Source organism: Paraburkholderia sp. UYCP14C (assembly GCF_004197395.1).
Classification (GTDB): Bacteria; Pseudomonadota; Gammaproteobacteria; order Burkholderiales; family Burkholderiaceae; genus Paraburkholderia.
On the sequence record NZ_SELS01000047.1, the window covers coordinates 13,256 to 28,752 of the forward strand.

The following is a 15,497-nucleotide window of genomic DNA, read 5'->3' on the forward strand; positions in this document are numbered from 1 at the left end:
GATGAAGTCCCCTCTAGACCGAAGCAAGTCTTGGCGCCTGCGCCGGGACAGCGACGTCGGCGACGAACAACCCGCCCGCAGTCGGGCTGAGATCTAATTCCTCTTGCGTGTGCCTCACGCGCAGCGTCGTGATAAAGAGCCGTTTTCCGTCCGGGCCGCCCAATGCCACACACGTGGGCCCTTTCGTCGGCAGCTCAACGCGATCCGTCACTTCTCCATCGGCAGAGATGCGCACGACACACCCGCCCCACACCCGTGCGCTCCAGTAGCCGCCCTCACAATCTACAATGGCGCCATCTGGCGAGCCGGGCGCCACGTTCGCGTCGGCCAGCGGCGCGAGCTCTTCAAGGCTTGCGAACGCTGCGCCAACCTTGAACCGCCGGATGACGCCAACAGGCGTGTCTGCGAAATACATGATCTCCCCATCCGGCGAAAACGCTATCCCGTTGCTGATCGTGATGTCGCGGAGGAGTTGTCGTAGGTCGCCTTCTGGAGACAGACGGTACAGGCTCGCCACGGGCTGGCGGTCGCGCTCGTCGAAGGTACCAAACACGATGCCTCCGAACGGGTCGATCGCCGCATCATTGACGCGGGTCTGGGCAAGCGCCGGCTCGACTTCTGTCACGGTCTCAAACCGGGAGAATGCGGCGTCGACCCGTGCAATCCGGCTCGCAAGGCCCACGATGAATCCGGCTTCCTTGCGCGGCAGGATGAAGCCGGCCCGCTCCGGCAACGCATACGAGGTGACCTCCTGCCTGGAGGAGAGCCGATAGATCCGGCTCTCCTCAATGTCCGTCCAGCAGAGGCTGTCGTCGCGCGGATCCCAGACGCACCCTTCCCCCAGGGTATTGCGCGCGTCGACCAGACAGGTTGCTTTCATGCGATTGACCTGCGTGCAGGCGCAATGCCGACCGACTCCAGATAGTCGTAGCTCTCGCGCGCGTTGTCGAACGGCGAGGCGGTACCAGACGGATCGACGTCCTGCTCGACCACGGCCAGGCCTTTGTAGCCGATCCGCGCCAATGCATCGCGCACCGCGACGAAGTCGACAACACCTTTGCCGAGCGGACAGAAGACACCGCGCGCGATCGCGCTGAAAAAGTCCACGCCCTCGGCGACGCATTGCGCGTGCACTTCGCGATCGATATTCTTGAAATGCATGTGACCGATTCGCGAACTGTACCGCTCAATCAGTTTTACCGGGTCAATGCCCGCATACGCAGAGTGACCGGTGTCCACGCAGAGCCCCACGAGGTCTTCCGGGAGGTCTTTCATTGCGCGATCGACTTCATCCTCGAACTCGATGTAGCAGCCCGCATGCGGGTGCAGATACGACTTCACCCCATACTCATCTCGTGCAATCAGCGCGATCTGGATGATTCGCTGCATCATCGCGTCCCACTCTGCATCGGAAAGGCGCGGTGCAGCGGCTGACTGCCCGGCCGTCTTGCCGCGCTCAGTCGAGACACAGTCGATAATCACCAGGCGCGGTGAGTCGAGTGCCTTAAGAATTTCACAGGTTCTGCGCGTCTTGTCGAGCACCTTGGGCAGGGCTTTGGCGTCAGTGAGCGGATCGAACAAGCCGCCAGCAGACAGGCCCAGATTGCGCTCGCGGAGCTCTTGTTTGAGACGCGCCGGATCGGTCGGGAGGTAGCCGACCGGCCCCAGGTCAATGGCCGCGAATCCCGAGGCTGCGGCCTCGTCGAGGACTTTGGTCCAGGCCGGGTTTTCCGGTCGGTCAGCGAAGTCGACGCCCCATGAGCAAGGCGCATTGGCAAGACGGTAGTTTGACGACATTATGCGATCTCCTCGGTACTGGCCCAGCGATTTTGTTCAACTGAAGTGAGTACGGCTTCGACCACACGGTCGACGCGGTAACCGAACGAGAAGTCGGCGATCCAGCGTTTTCCGAGCGCAACGGATTCGATCAGGCGACGCGCTTCGATAGTCTTGAGGTCGTTGTAGCCAAGCGGATTGCCCTGCAGGCCGAAGAAGGCCGCATAGTCGGGATGCTCAGGCGCCGCCAGAATGCGCTTGTAGCCACGTTCAGCCGGATCATCCGTCTGGCGGTAGAAGTAGAGTTCGTTCATCCGCTCCTGGTCGAACAGTAGCGACCCCTTCGTGCCTTGAATTTCGTAGGCAAGATAGAGCTTGCGTCCGGTGCCAATACGGCTGGATTCGATGTAGCCCGACGCTCCGTTCTCGAAGCGACATACGAACTGCGCCAGATCGTCGTTTTCGACTTTGCGTTCCACGCCTGCGGCGGTCTTGCGCTGTGCATGCAAAATTTGTTGAGTACCGCATACTTCCGTGACCTCGCCCACCAGATAGTGCGCCAGGCTTAGCACGTGACTGGCCATGTCGCCCAGAGCACCGCCCCGACCGGCAATGGCGGCGTCCGTGCGCCACGTAAAGGGAAAGTCCGGTCCGACCATGTAGTCGTTGTCGAACATGCCGCGGAAATGGAAGATTTCCCCCAGCGCGCCGGATTGCACAAGCTGACGCGCGTACGCCTGAATGGGGCTGCAAAGGTAGTTGAAGCCGACCATGGTCACGACGCCAGCTGCCTCTGCGGCGTCCCGCATTGCTTTGGCTTCAGCGGCCGAATTTGCCATCGGCTTTTCGCAATACACGTGCTTGCCCGCCGCAATCGCGGCCAGCGCGATTTCCGGATGCACATCATTGGGCGTGGTGATGTCAATCACATCGACGTTGGGGTCGCTCACCACGGTTCGCCAATCCGTCGTCGAGCGCTCGACGCCAAACCGTTGCGCAAAGTCGCTCGCTGCGGTTTCGCTGACGTCCGCCACTGCAACGATCTTCAGCGTTGCGGGCTCCGTACCGAAAATGCGTGCGGCGCTCTCGAACGCCGCCGCGTGCGCCCGCCCCATCCAGCCTGCCCCTATCATTCCGACCCGAATCACTGACATTTCAAACCTTCCTTGGACTTGATTGTATTTAACCCGGGCCGATCAAGCGACGTCCCGGGCCCGTTTCAATTGCACCACTCAGTGCGACACAGCATCACGGCTGCGATGGATGCTGTTTTTGTTGACGTCGTCGGCGATTTCGTTCAGCTCGTCTCCCCCGCCCATCAGGTTATAGAGCTCTTCGAGGGTCACGTCGCCTCGCGTGCGCGTCTCGAGCGTCGTGCCGCGCTTGAGAATGACGAACCGGTCGCCGACGGTGTGCGCGTGACGGACGTTGTGGGTGATGAAGATCACGCCCAGCCCCTTTTCCCGAACCTGATTGATATAGCGCAGCACCATCGCGGTCTGTCGCACGCCCAGGGCTGAGGTCGGTTCGTCCAGGATCAGAACCTTTGCGCCGAAATAGACCGCACGCGCAATGGCCACACACTGCCGTTCGCCGCCCGAAAGGGTACCGACGGCCTGCTCCGGATCACGCACGTCGATACCGATCTTGAGCATCTCCTCACGCGTGACCTTGAGCGCATGCTGCGCGTCGAAGAACTTGATAGGCCCAACGCCCTTCTTCGGCTCACGCCCCATGAAGAAATTTCTCGCGATCGACATGAGCGGGATCATGGCAAGGTCCTGATACACCGTCGCGATACCCTGATCCAGTGCATCCCGTGGACTATCCAGCTCGACCGGCTTGCCGCCCACCAGCAGCTCGCCGGAGGTGGGCTTGTGTACACCAGAAAGCGTCTTGATCAACGTCGACTTGCCTGCGCCGTTGTCACCCAGAAGGCACAGAACCTCGCCCGGGTACACGGCCAGTGACACGCCGTTCAACGAGATGACCGAACCGAAGTGCTTGACGAGATTGCGAGCTTCGATAAGTGGAGTGGCTTCCATTTAACGCTCCCCCGTCGCGCGCTTGCGCACGACATTATTGAAAAGCACGGCCACGAGCAGCATGGCACCCAGGAATACCTGGTACCAGTCCTGGTCGATACCCGTGTAACTCAAACCGATGACCACCATGCCGAAGATGAGCGAGCCGAAGAAGGCGCCGATGACTGAACCGTACCCACCCGTCAGCAGGCACCCGCCGATGACCGCCGCGATGATGGCTTCAAACTCCTTCTGGAACCCGCGACTCGCGTCCGTGGAGCCAGCGTCCAGCACTGTCAGCACCGCGACCAGCGCCGCGCAGCAGGCAGTCGTCATGAACAGGATGAGCTTGACGCGCGTGACCGGCACACCCGAATTGCGGGCCGCGGCCGTGTCGCCGCCGACCGCGAAAATCCAGTTGCCAAAGGTGGTCCGGACCAGGATGACCGTCGCGACAATCGTCAGGCCAACAAACCACAACACCGAGACCGGCACGCCCTTTACGCTGGGCTCGCCATTTGGGAAAGTGGCGATGATGTTGTGCTGCGCGAACCAGCTGAACAGACCCGTCAAGGCATTACCGGAGAACACGTGAACGAGCCACGATGCGTCCGCTGCGTCCGTGATGTCACGAAGTTGCGTCAGCCCTCCTGTCGCCTTTTTCAGGCCCACAAGCGTGAGCCCACGCAGCATGAAGAGAAACGACAGCGTCACGATGAAGGATGGCAGCCCCGTGCGAAGAACGATCTGCGCGTTGATCGCGCCGAACAGGGCCGCGACCACGAACGTGAGACCAATTGCGATGACGAGAGGCAGGTGGAACACCACCAGACAGGTGCCGAAAACGAGCCCGGCAAACGCAATCATCGATCCGATTGAAAGATCAAACTCCCCGCCGATCATGAGCAGCGCCGCGCCAATGGCCAGGATGCCAAGTTGCGAGGCGGGCGTCATGAAGTTCATGATCCCGGCGACAGAAAACATTGAACCGCTCGCCGTCGCAAAGAAGAACAGACCCACGAGGATGAGGCCCGCCATCGCGCCGAGCTCGGGGCGCCGCATCAGGCGTCGGAGCTGTGAGACGTTCTTGAGCCGCTCATCTGACATGGTGGGCGCTCTCGAAGCACGAATGTGTTGCATGGTTTCCTCCTGTTACCGGATGGCCTTAGCGGACAGACTCATGACGCGTTCCGCATCGGCTTTCGTAATGAACTTGGGTCCTGTCTCAATGACCTTGTTGGTCGGCAAGAGCCCGGAGCGGATGTCATTCACCAGAAACACCGTGCCGAGGTAGCCAAACAGATAAGGCTGGTGTTCAACAGCAAAGAGCGCTTTACCTTCGCCTACATCTTTCAGGAAGCCTGGCGAGAGATCGAACGACACCACCTTGACATTCGTACGATTTGACTCCTGCACTGCGGCCACAGCTGGTTCACCGGATTGACCCGCGCTCAGTGCGACGACTGCGTCGATAGATGGATCCTGTGCGAGCGCTGCTGCGACCTTTGACTTCACCTGCTGGAAATCGGCCGTCGTCGGCAATACCGTTACGTTTCCACCGAAACCATCCTTCACGCCGCGGCAACGGTCGTCGAGCGCCGTGTTGCCGACCTCGTGATTGATACAGATGGCCTTCTTCAAACCCAGTTCCTTCAGGCGTTCCCCTACCGCCTTACCGGCAGGGTATTCAGGCTGTCCGATGTGAAGGAGCGTGCCGAGCTTGGCTGCAACATCCGCACCCGAGTCGACGGAAATCACGGGTATGCCCGACGCAACGGCGTTCTTGATGGCGCCGCTCAACGCGTTGGCGTCGGGGATGGTGACAATGATGCCTGCAGGTCGTTGATTGACCGCCGCATTGATGAGATTCGACATCTGTACCATGTCGAAGGTAGGCGGTGAGCGATAGTCGACCGTGACTCCGAGCTGTTTCGCTGCATCATTAGCGCCATGCTTGACGATATTCCAGTACGGGTCGCTCGCCAGGCCGTGCGTGATCAGAATGATCTTCTCCGGCTCCGCGCCGCTTGCGTGCACTGCCGCAACAGCCAGGGTTCCAGCGAACACGAGGGTCTTGAGTTTCTTCCATACATTCAACATTTTCTGTCTCCTGATATCAGTAGTTTTACCTTTTCCGCGGCCCCTTACGGGCGCCCCAACGCGCGATACCTCTGGTTTGAACAGCTTGTTCGGACAAGTTGTCTTCGCAAAAGGCTCCTTACACGCGGCGGCCTTCACGAGCCGCCCGCACCTCGGCGGCCGTCGCTGCCTTGAGATGGTTGGCATCGCTGTTCGGCACGACAAAATCGAATCCCTGAGCGGACCAGCGCGCAGCGACCGCCCCCGAAGGACAGAAAATGCCGACGTGCTTTTTCTGTCTCTGGGCGACCTCCCTGCATCGTGCAATCGCCGCCAGGACGGTCGGATCGGTTGGGTCCGACGCGGTCCCCTTTCCCAATGTCAGTCCGAGGTCATTGGGCCCAATGAATATGCCATCCAGACCATCGACTGAAACGATCTCCTCCACGGCATCGAGACCGGCGACAGTTTCGATCATGGCCAGCCGGACGATAGTCCCGTCCGCGTGCTCGAAATAATCTGGACCTCCGTAGAGCAGCCCACGGGAGGGGCCAAAACTGCGGTCTCCGTACGGGGGGTAGCGTGTTGCGGCAACGAAGTCGCGTGCCTGCGCGGCACTGTCGATCATCGGGCAGATGACGCCGTAGGCGCCCGCGTCGAGCGCCTTCATCAGAAGCGCCGGATTGCAGTCCGGAACCCGGACAAACGGCGTCGCGGGCGTGGCCGAAATGGCCTGCAGCATGCCAATCATCGTCTGAACGTCAGTCATGCCGTGCTGCAGATCCACCGTGACGCAATCGACCCCGCTCCACCCGATCATTTCCGCGCTGTAGCTGTTGCCGATCGACAGCCAGGCCGATACGGCCGCGCCTCCGCGCTGCCAGCACTCCCTTACCTTATTCGGACGCATTGGACACCTCATTGAGAACCGAACGATTCACCACAAGAGCGGGGTTGAGATTTCCGTCGAGGCCGGCAAGCGCATTCCTGACAGCCATCACGCCCATTCCGATCAATGCTTCCGTACTGAGTGCGGCCGAATGCGGGCTGAGCACGACGTTCTGCTCGCCAGCGAGAGGCGAATCCGCAGGAAGCGGCTCGACCGCGAAAGTGTCGATACCGGCTCCGCGCAGATGACCGTTCCTGATCGACTGGGCGAGCGCATCCTCGTCGACGATGCCCCCGCGTGCGCTGTTGATCAGCACCGCCCCCGCCGGCATCAGGGCAAGCTCACGTGCGCCAATCAGGTTTCGCGTTTCGGGCCCAAGCGGAACGTGCAGTGTCACCATATCGGCGCTCGCCAGTCCCTCATCGAGCGTGTTCGCGAACCCAACGCCTGGGAAATTCTCCCGCGTGGCAAACGGGTCAAAAACGACGACGTCCATACCGAAGGCGCGCGCCCTCGCGGCGACTTCCTGCCCGATCCGGCCATAACCGACGACGAGCAGCCTGCGCCCTCGCAGTTCGAAGCAGGAGATCTTCGAGCGCGCGGCGAACTCGCCGGCGCGCACCGCCGCATCAAGCCGGATTCCCGAGCGCGCAACCGCGAGCATCAGAAAAAGCGTGTGTTCAGCGACAGAATTCGAATTGACGTCCCCGACGACGGTCACCGGTATGCCACGTCTTGTGCAGTAGTCCACCGGGATGTTGTCGTAACCGACACCGTGACGTGACACGACCTGAAGGTCTGGCGCAGCCTCCAGTACCTCGGCCGGCAACAGCGCATCACGCACCGTGATCGCGTTGACGTCGCTCACATGCCTGAGCAGGTTCTCGCGCGAGAAGTCCGTCACGACCTCATAGGTGATGTCCTGTCGCGCATCGAGCAGGCGCAGCGCTTCGGGATGAAGCGGTTGGATGCAAAGAATCTTTTTCATGTCAGTCTCATGTCTGTCTCATGTCTCACCAGCGGGAGCCGAAGAGTGGCACCGTGGCTCCCATAGGAATGAGCCGTTCGCGTAACCCGGCACCCCGGTCTTTCATCAGGTTGGTCGCAGTCAACGTTGGTCTGTGAGACTGGACAGGGTCGTAACCAATTGTTTCTTTCGCCTCCTCCAGGTCCCATCGGCTGCCGTGATTGCGGGACACGATATTGAGCACTGCCGAACCCTCGAATGGGCTCGATACCGACCGGATCACCGCCTGCGCCCAGTCGTCGTTACCCAGCCACATTTCCTGGCCCCAACGGCCGAATGCCATATGCGGCCCGGGCAGGTTGTCGCCGGGCTGGCAGTAGCCAATCCGTAGCGAGATGACCGACATGCCGGTGCGCGCTGCAGCAGCCAGTCCATAGCGTTCGACGAAGAGCTTGGACGCACCATACGGATTGACCGGCAGCGGGCTAAGCCCGCTGGTCAGCCGTTCGTCCCTGAAGCGATACCCACCCAGCACCCAGTTCGAACTGGCGAAGACGAACCGCCTCAGACGCGCCTCCTCGGCGGCCCTGAAAACATTCAGCGCCAGTTCGATATTCAGGCGGGTAATCGAGTCCCATGAACCAACCGGTTTTGGGTCGGCCGCCAGATGTAGCACTGCGTCTACCCCTTCGAACTGGCGCGCCCACGATCGGTCATAGCGCTCCAGGTCTGCGGTAATCACGTTCGGGTCACCCGTCGAGTTACGTCCGATACCGATGACCTCAACGTTTTCAAGCGTCTTCAACGCTGCCACCGCTTTCGCTCCGAGGTTGCCTGTGGATCCGGTAACCAGAACGCGCTTTGCCGAAGTCATGGCGTCTCCTAGATGCCCTTGCGCTGATACCGGCGCTGCGATTCCTGAGCGGTACGTGCTTCTTCGATCGACGCTCGGTTGGTCACCTCGGGCATACCGACGTCCCACCAGGAACCCCCTTCCGTCCATTCGTACGGATGCGTGCGGATGGCGATGACATAGGTCCGATCAGCTTCTCGCGCACGAGCAAGTGCGGCCTCAAATTCCTCGATGGTCGTCACGTTTTCAGAAAGCGCGCCCATCGATCGGGCGTGCATCGCGAAGTCAATCCGCGGCACGTCGCCAGAACGCTTCGACGATGCGAAAAGATTGTTGAATTCGGCCCCACCCTTGGACGTCTGCAGCCGATTGATGACGGCAAAGCCGCCGTTGTCGCAGACAATGCAGATGAACTTGTTGCCGGTCAGGATGGACGAGTAGATGTCCGAGTTCATGATGAGGTAGGACCCATCGCCGACAAACGCAAACATCTCGCGGTCGGGATTGGCGATTTTTTGCCCGTACGCTCCGGCAATCTCGTATCCCATGCAGGAAAAGCCGTACTCGGACTCAAACGTGCCCACCCCGATCGACTTCCAGGTGCAATACAGCTCGCCAGGCAGACCGCCCGCTGCCGAGATAATGACGTCGGTAGGCTTCGCATTGCGCTGAACCGCACCGATCACCTGTGCGTAGTTCGGAATCGCCTGCGGACGAAACGTCGTGTCGCGCTCAACGATGGCGTCCCACGAAGCCTTTTCCTCAACCGCACGTCCCCCCCAGGCCGCAGGGGCAACCCAACCCTCAAGCCGCCGCGACAATTGCTTCAGCGAGAGCTTCGCGTCGCCCACGACCGGATGCGCCATATGCTTGTTGGCATCAAAGCGGTTAGTGTTAAGCGACACGAAACGCACGTCGCGATTGCGAAACACGCTCCACGACCCCGTGGTCATGTCCGCCAGGCGCGTCCCGATGTTGATGACCACGTCCGCCTCTTCAGCAATCCGGTTACCGGCGTGGCCGCCCATCACGCCGACCGAAGCCAGGTTGAGACGATGCTCGTGGAGAAGCGCTGAACGACCCATCACCGTCTCGACGACGGGAATGCCGAACGCGTCTGAGAATTGGGCGAGTTCGTCGCAGGCGCCCGAATAGTGCACACCGCCGCCGGCGACGATAAGCGGGCGCTTGGCGGACCGGATGATCGCGGCTGCCTCGTCCAGCTGAATGTCCGGCGCCTGGTAGCGCTCGATGCGATGCACGCGCTCCTTGAAGAACTCCACCGGATAGTCGAATGCCTCGCCCTGCACGTCCTGTGCCAGCGACAGCGTGGCGGGCCCGCAATCGCCAGCGTCAAGCAACAGTGAGACCGCCTGAGGCAGCGAGCTCAGAATCTGCTCGGGCCGGGTGATCCGGTCAAAGAATGCCGACACTGCCTTGAAGGCATCGTTGGTGGTTATCGTCAGGTCGTGAAAATGCTCGACCTGCTGCAGCACGGGATCAGGAAAGCGCGAAGCGAAGTTGTCCCCGCACAGAAGCAGCACGGGCAGACGGTCGGACAATGCCACGGCCGCGGCTGTCACCATGTTTGATGATCCCGGACCAACCGAGGCCGAGCAGACGTGAATCTGCTTGCGACGCCGGGCGCGAGCGTAAGCGACAGCCGCCAGCGCCATGGATTGTTCATTCTGTCCACGGTAAGTCGGCAGCGTGTCCTGTACTTCTTCCAGCGCCGATCCAAGGCAGGTCACGTTGCCATGTCCAAAGATTGCGTGCACACCCGTGAACAGCGGCAGCACTTCGCCATCCGTATCGATCTTCTGTGCGATCAGAAACTTGACAATGGCCTGAGCGAGGGTAAGGCGAACCGTTTCCATGCTTAAAGTCTCCAGATATTCTTGTACGAGCGCGTGTTAGCTGGTACTTGTCCAGCCGCTATCGAGCATCAGGGCAGAACCCGTCATCAGGGCAGAAGCGTCAGAGGCGAGAAACACAATCGCGCCCATGATGTCTTCCGGTACGCCTAAGCGGCCAAGCTTCAGCTTGCCGAGAACGGCGTCCCGAAACGCGCCGTCGGCGAAAAATGGCTTCGTCATCGGTGTTTCGATAAACGTCGGGCAAAGCGTATTCACACGTATTGCGTGCGCGCCGAGTTCCGCTGCCATTGCCTTTGTCATACCTTCCACCGCGTGCTTGGTCGCGCAATAGACAGTTCTTCGCGCCGCGCCGACATGACCCATCTGTGACGACAGGTTGATGATCGAGCCCGGCCGGCCATCACGGACCAGCTTGCGAGCCACCCCCTGGGCGATGAAAAAGGCCGCGCGCACATTCACGTTGAAAACGAAGTCGTAATCAGCCGCTTCGGTATTCAGGAAAGCGGCCGGGCGGTTCGTACCGGCGTTATTGACAAGGATGTCAAACGCCGGGGCGTGTTCGAGCCAGGCTGAGGTCGCCTCGAGATCAACGACGTCAAGCGCGACCCCGCTTGCCTTGCCCCCGGCCTCACCGATCGCAGCCGCAGCTTCGTGCACCTCCTGTGACGAGCGGGCAGCCAGAACCACTTCTGCGCCCGCTGCGGCGAGAGCCGACGCAGCGGCGAGGCCGAGGCCGCGGCCCGCGCCGGTGACCAATGCGCGACGCCCGTCGAGGCGCATGGAAGGCGTGACTGGGATATGCATGATTGCTCGCCTAGCCGACTTTCGCCGTGGTGCGGGCGGCGGCCGTATAGGGCTTCACATCGAGTCCACCGAACCGGCGCAGGCGGATATTGGCCTGCTCCCCGTGTCCGGCGAACCCCTCCAGCGCGCACAGACGCGAGCAATACTCGCCAACCAGGGTCGTCGCTTCGTTTGTCTTCACATACTGGTAGGTGCAGGTCTTGAGGAACTTGCCGACCCACAGCCCACCGGTATAGCGTGCCGACTTCAACGTGGGCAATGTGTGATTGGTTCCGATCACCTTGTCGCCATACGCGACGTTGGTGCGCGGCCCGAGGAACAGAGCGCCGTAGTTGGTCATGTTCTTGAGGAACCAGTCGTCCCGGTCGGTCATGACCTGCACATGCTCCGATGCAATGTCATCGGCAACACGAAGCGCATCTTCATAGTCGTCGGCGACGATGATCTGACCGTAGTCATCCCACGCAGCACGGGCGGTCTCCCCCGTCGGCATCAGGTCGAGCAGGCGTTCGATCTCCCGCTGGGTGTCGTGCGCGAGCTTTTCCGAAACCGTGAGAAGGATTGCCGGGGAATTCCGGCCGTGTTCGGCCTGACCCAGCAGGTCGACTGCACAGATTTCGCCGTCGACGGTCTCATCGGCAATGACCAGCGTTTCTGTCGGTCCGGCGAAGAGGTCGATGCCTACTCGCCCAAAGAGTTGACGCTTGGCCTCGGCAACGTAGGCGTTGCCCGGACCGACCAGCATGTCAACCGCATGAATCGTCTTCGTGCCCACCGCCATCGCGGCGATCGCCTGGATGCCTCCAAGCACATAGATTTCGTCGGCACCCGCCAGGTGTTGCGCGGCAACGATTGCCGCCGCGGGCTTGCCCTTGAAGGGAGGCGCACAGGTCACGACACGCTTCACGCCAGCCACTTTCGCAGTAAGCACCGACATGTGCGCTGACGCGAGAAGCGGATATTTGCCACCTGGCACGTAGCAGCCGACTGAATTCATCGGGATGTTCTTGTGTCCAAGGAATACGCCAGGAAGCGTCTCCTGTTCGACGTCGAGCATCGACGCGCGCTGGATTTCTGCGAAGTTGCGCACCTGTGCCTGAGCAAACCTGATGTCCTCGAGTTCGCCTTCGGACAGCTCATTCAGGCAGGCCTGAATCTCCTGGTCAGTCAGCCGGTAGCTCTCGCGATCCAGACCATCAAACCTGATCGACATCTCGCGCACCGCCGCGTCTCCGCGGACTTCGACGTCCCGAATCGCATCTTCGACCGTTTGCCTGACCTTGTTATCGATCTCCCGCCGTGCTGCTTCGTCAATGCCCTGCTTGAGCCAACGTGCCATTTCATCTGTCTCCTGGAAAGTTCATCGCCTGCATGCAGTTGATGAGTTCAGTGTAGGAGCCGTCGTACCCCGTGTCAACATATCGCGCATCTGTGCGTTTATCGCACATCGTTCGTGTTTAAGATGTGAAATCCAGCTGGAAAGCACGCCTTGTCGGGCTCTCTGCTGAGGAGAGTACGCATGAATGACGCTCGATTGAGCCAGCACTTCGGGGAAAACACCTATTATTTCGCACGCTTGCGCGTTTATCGCACATCTGGGACAATAGAATCCAATTTAGGGGCTTGACGGTTATGGACTCGACCAAGGAATTACAGAAGCAGGACTTCGCCCAGACGCTCGCGAGAGGCCTGGCGTGCATGGAGGTTTTGGCGGATGCGACCGCTCCGTTGGGATGCAGCGAAGTCGCGACCGAGATGGGTGTGAGCCGCGCGGCAGCACGCCGGATCCTGCTCACGCTTGTGCACCTCGGCTATGTAGCCGAAGACCGCGGGGAATACAGTTCGTCGCCCAAGGTGCTATCCCTGGGTCGAGGCATGCTGGCCAAAGGTAGCCTCTGGAGTACGGTCGCGACCGAGGTACTTCAATTCGCCGACCGCCTCGATGACGCGTGCTCGATCTCCGTGCTGGAGGGGCTCGACATTCTTTTTGTGTGCCGCGATGCGACACGCCGCATTTTCACTTCCAGACTGGGCATCGGCGACCGGCTTCCGGCCCATTGCTCGGCAAGTGGCAAGGTACTCCTCGCAAACCTGCCGGAAGCGGAACTGGATCGACGTCTGGACGGCGTGACGTTGAAGGCGCAAGGTCCGGCGTCGATCACCGACAGTGCAACGTTGAAGATCGCCCTGAATCAGATCAGGACGGTGGACTACGCGCTCGCGATTGATGAAATGGAACCCGGTACGCTGTCACTCGCTGTCCCACTGCGGGAACGGTCGGGCAGAGTGATTGCTGCGATGAGCTTCGCCTCTCATCGATCGAGACGTACACCTGAAGATCTCTCGGCCAACGTTCTGCCCGAACTGCGGGAAGCGGCTTCCCGTGTCCAGGCTACGATTCGCGACTTTCAGGATCGTGGATGGGTCATCATCTAGCAGTTCGGCTTTTCATGTAAGTTAGTCGCCCCCTCCGTCGCACTTTTACTGACGTATCTCGTCCGGCTTCAGCTTGCCTTCGCGCGCGGCCCTCGACAGATCTGCCATTTCCTTCGCGATGTCGACGAGACCCTTCTTGTCCGCGTCGTGAATCACCGGAACGACGAGGCCGTTCGGCGTGTGCGCGGCAAATCCGATGTGGCAGTACTGCTTGAACACCAGGTTGTCGCCGTCGAGGCTCGCATTGAACGTCAGGAACTTCTTCAGGGCCGCCACGCAGGCCTTGATCACGAACGCGAGCATCGTGAACTTGATGCCGGCCTTTTCGTTTTCCTTGTTCAGCTTCACGCGCAGCGCCTCGAGCTCGGTGACGTCCGCTTCGTCGTTGTTCGTGACGTACGGAATCATGACCCAGTTGCGATGCTGCTGGCTGATACGCGACACGATCTGCTTTGCGGCTTGTCGCCTGCCGCACACGCCCACCGACACGGCCGAATCCCACGCGAAAAGCATCTCACAAATACCCCGCGTGGAATTTCCTTTCCATTCGCAGCGCCTTGCCTGGCGCGGCTGCTGCTCGCCTTGATGGAAATCCATCATTTTTCGACGTGAAGGCGCGGGTTGCATCGTCTATCGTTGACCCAACCAAATACCTGCCCGCCACGCCTCGCTGACGGGAAGTCCGCAAACTCACATCACAAGCTGGAGACACTGCATGGCCTCGATTCCCCGCGTCGATGGTGACGCCCCCGCGCAGAGCAGCCGCACCCAGCCTTTCGAAGAAGGTATCGGCCAGCAGTGGTATCAGCCTGCGATTCCGCGCGCCGTGCTCAAGGAGTTGATGAAGCGCAGCGACGCCGAAGGGATGCGCAACTTCGGCCTGTGGCTCGCGCTGCTGCTCGCCTCGGGCGCGGTGGCGGCAATGACGTGGGGCACGTGGTGGGCCATTCCGGCCTTCTTCGTCTACGGCACGATCTACTCGTCGAGCGATGCGCGCTGGCACGAGCTTGCACACGGCACACCGTTCAAGACGCGCTGGGCGAATGACGTCTTCTATCACCTGTCGTCATTCATGACGATCCGCGAGGGTTACTGGTGGCGCTGGAGCCACGCGCGGCATCACACGCACACGTACTTTCAGGAGCGCGATCCGGAGATTCAGGTCACGCGGCCGACGAAGGTCTGGCCGATTGTCGTCGATTTCTTCGGCCTTGTGGGTTGCACGCTGGAAATGCGCAAGATCGTGTGGCACGCATTCGGCCGCGTGGATGCAGCCACCGACGCATTTCTCCCCGCCAGCGAGAAACCGAAGATGATCTGGTCGTGCCGCATCTATCTGGCGGTGGTTGTCTTCACCATCGCGCTCGCGATTGCGATGCGCAGTTTCCTGCCGCTGATGTTCGTCTGGACACCGCGCTTTTACGGAGGCTGGCTGCATCAGTTGCTCGGCCTCACCCAGCATGCGGGACTCGCAGTCAATGTGAAGGATCACAGGCTAAACACGCGCACCGTGCACATCAACCCGGTGTTCCGCTTTCTCTATCTCAACATGAACTACCACCTCGAACACCACCTGCTCCCGATGGTGCCGTTCCACGCGCTGCCGCGTCTTCACGAAGCGATCAAGGATCAGTTGCCGCCTCCCTATCCGAGCCTCTACGCCGCGTATCGCGAGATGCTGCCTGCCCTGTGGAGACAGCGTATCGATCCGCACCATGTGATCGAACGCACGCTGCCGGCGAAAGCCACGCCCCATGGCGCGTTCACCGCGCAATCTTCGAACGTCTGAAGA

14 protein-coding genes and 1 pseudogene are annotated in these 15,497 nt (G+C 60.7%); 2 read left to right on the plus strand and 13 right to left on the minus strand.

Annotated features, from left to right (window positions below; translation table 11 throughout):
* Positions 1-13: 13 nt before the first annotated feature.
* The 12 genes from EVC45_RS31735 to hisD form a co-directional block, all read right to left on the minus strand.
* A complete protein-coding gene (locus tag EVC45_RS31735) occupies positions 14-880 on the minus strand; it encodes an SMP-30/gluconolactonase/LRE family protein (RefSeq protein WP_168991572.1) in 867 nt (288 codons plus the stop codon).
* Positions 877-1,797, minus strand: coding sequence for a TIM barrel protein (locus EVC45_RS31740; RefSeq protein ID WP_129962124.1), 921 nt, complete (start codon positions 1,795-1,797; stop codon positions 877-879). The genes EVC45_RS31735 and EVC45_RS31740 overlap by 4 nt, the downstream gene beginning before the upstream one ends.
* A complete protein-coding gene (locus EVC45_RS31745; protein WP_129962125.1) occupies positions 1,797-2,930 on the minus strand; it encodes a Gfo/Idh/MocA family protein in 1,134 nt (377 codons plus the stop codon). The genes EVC45_RS31740 and EVC45_RS31745 overlap by 1 nt, the downstream gene beginning before the upstream one ends.
* Before the next feature lie 78 nt (positions 2,931-3,008).
* The gene (locus tag EVC45_RS31750; RefSeq protein ID WP_129962126.1) at positions 3,009-3,821 is read right to left on the minus strand and encodes an ATP-binding cassette domain-containing protein; all 813 of its coding nucleotides are present in this window, start codon (positions 3,819-3,821) and stop codon (positions 3,009-3,011) included.
* Complete coding sequence (locus EVC45_RS31755; RefSeq protein WP_129962127.1) at positions 3,822-4,940, minus strand: ABC transporter permease; 1,119 nt, start codon at positions 4,938-4,940, stop codon at positions 3,822-3,824. It abuts the gene before it with no gap.
* 12 nt (positions 4,941-4,952) lie between these two features.
* On the minus strand, positions 4,953-5,900 hold the full coding sequence (locus tag EVC45_RS31760; RefSeq protein WP_129962128.1) for a sugar ABC transporter substrate-binding protein: 948 nt from the start codon (positions 5,898-5,900) through the stop codon (positions 4,953-4,955).
* A gap of 118 nt (positions 5,901-6,018) precedes the next feature.
* Positions 6,019-6,789: an HpcH/HpaI aldolase/citrate lyase family protein gene (locus EVC45_RS31765; RefSeq protein WP_129962129.1), complete on the minus strand. Its 771-nt coding sequence runs from the start codon at positions 6,787-6,789 to the stop codon at positions 6,019-6,021.
* On the minus strand, positions 6,776-7,756 hold the full coding sequence (locus EVC45_RS31770; RefSeq protein WP_129962130.1) for a hydroxyacid dehydrogenase: 981 nt from the start codon (positions 7,754-7,756) through the stop codon (positions 6,776-6,778). The genes EVC45_RS31765 and EVC45_RS31770 overlap by 14 nt, the downstream gene beginning before the upstream one ends.
* A 25-nt stretch (positions 7,757-7,781) precedes the next feature.
* Positions 7,782-8,609, minus strand: a complete 828-nt coding sequence (locus EVC45_RS31775) for an NAD(P)-dependent oxidoreductase (protein WP_168991573.1) — start codon at positions 8,607-8,609, stop codon at positions 7,782-7,784.
* An 8-nt stretch (positions 8,610-8,617) separates the two neighbouring features.
* Positions 8,618-10,465 carry a 3D-(3,5/4)-trihydroxycyclohexane-1,2-dione acylhydrolase (decyclizing) gene (gene iolD / locus EVC45_RS31780; protein ID WP_129962132.1) on the minus strand — a complete coding sequence of 616 codons (1,848 nt, stop codon included), beginning with the start codon at positions 10,463-10,465 and terminating at the stop codon, positions 8,618-8,620.
* A 36-nt stretch (positions 10,466-10,501) separates the two neighbouring features.
* On the minus strand, positions 10,502-11,269 hold the full coding sequence (locus EVC45_RS31785) for an SDR family NAD(P)-dependent oxidoreductase (protein ID WP_129962133.1): 768 nt from the start codon (positions 11,267-11,269) through the stop codon (positions 10,502-10,504).
* A 10-nt stretch (positions 11,270-11,279) separates the two neighbouring features.
* On the minus strand, positions 11,280-12,608 hold the full coding sequence (gene hisD, locus EVC45_RS31790; RefSeq protein WP_129962134.1) for a histidinol dehydrogenase: 1,329 nt from the start codon (positions 12,606-12,608) through the stop codon (positions 11,280-11,282).
* A gap of 293 nt (positions 12,609-12,901) precedes the next feature.
* Between hisD and EVC45_RS31795 the strand changes: the two genes are divergently transcribed.
* Positions 12,902-13,705: an IclR family transcriptional regulator C-terminal domain-containing protein gene (locus EVC45_RS31795; RefSeq protein ID WP_129962135.1), complete on the plus strand. Its 804-nt coding sequence runs from the start codon at positions 12,902-12,904 to the stop codon at positions 13,703-13,705.
* A gap of 51 nt (positions 13,706-13,756) precedes the next feature.
* Here the strand turns inward: EVC45_RS31795 and EVC45_RS47725 are convergent.
* A pseudogene (locus tag EVC45_RS47725) lies at positions 13,757-14,332 on the minus strand (2-oxo acid dehydrogenase subunit E2); the annotation flags it as partial.
* An 88-nt stretch (positions 14,333-14,420) separates the two neighbouring features.
* On the opposite strand from EVC45_RS47725, the gene EVC45_RS31805 reads away from it, so the two are divergent.
* On the plus strand, positions 14,421-15,494 hold the full coding sequence (locus EVC45_RS31805) for a fatty acid desaturase (RefSeq protein WP_129962136.1): 1,074 nt from the start codon (positions 14,421-14,423) through the stop codon (positions 15,492-15,494).
* The last annotated feature ends 3 nt before the right edge of the window (positions 15,495-15,497 follow it).